Origin of the sequence: Allokutzneria sp. NRRL B-24872 (genome assembly GCF_002155965.1) — a bacterium.
Classification (GTDB): Bacteria; Actinomycetota; Actinomycetes; order Mycobacteriales; family Pseudonocardiaceae; genus Allokutzneria.
The window spans coordinates 516-1,384 of record NZ_MUMH01000143.1 but is presented as its reverse complement, the minus strand read 5'-3'; the positions used below and the strand labels follow the sequence as shown (position 1 = coordinate 1,384).

Annotated in this window: 1 pseudogene; it reads left to right on the top strand. The window is 70.9% G+C overall.

Going from position 1 to position 869, the window contains the following annotated elements:
* Positions 1–869 (top strand): annotated as a pseudogene (locus CCN37_RS41140) (type VII secretion protein EccC); the annotation flags it as partial.

Sequence of the window (869 nt, the reverse complement as noted above, 5' to 3'; positions counted from 1 at the left end):
CGCCGGTGGCCTTTACGGCACCGCGGCGCTGGGCATGGTGCTGTACCAGATCCTGAGCCAGCAGGGGCAGGGCGCGAGCAAGCAGGAGATGGCGCAGAACCGCCGTTCCTACCTGCGCAAGCTCAGCAAGCAGCGCGCACAGGTGCGCGACACGATCGAGCGGCAGCGGCTGGCGATGTTCTACCGCCACCCCAACCCCGACCGGCTGTGGTCGACCGCGCAGAGCGCGCGGCTGTGGGAGCGCAGACCGCACGAGTGGGACTTCTCCGTCGTGCGGATCGGTGTCGGCAGCCAGGCGCTGGCCACCCCGCTGGTGCCGCCGGAGACCAAGCCGGTCGACGAGCTCGAGCCGATGTCGGCGATGGCGCTGAGCAAGTTCGTCAACCGCTACTCCACCGTGCCCGACCTGCCGATCGCGGTGGCGCTGCGCGGTTTCTCCCGCATCTACGTCACCGGCGACGACGAGCGCAGGCGCGCCTTCGCCAGGGCGGTCGTCGCGCAGCTGGTCACCTTCCACGCCCCCGGCGAGATCCTGATCGCGGTCTGCGCGCGGCAGGAGGAGCGGCCGCTGTGGGAGTGGGCGAAGTGGCTGCCGCACGCGCTGCACGACAGCAAGACCGACGCCGTCGGCCAGATCCGGCTGGTGGCCTCCGCGGTCACCGCGCTGGAGGCGATGCTGGACGACGTGCTGGCCAACCGGCCCCGCTTCAACCCCGGCGCGATGCCGATCGAGGGCTCCGCGCAGCTGGTCGCCTTCGTCGACGGCGGCACCACGACCAGCTCCGAGCACCTGATGATCGAGGGCGGTGTCGAGGGGGTGACGGTGTTCAACCTCTCCGAGACCCCGCCCAGGGTGCTGGATTCGACCA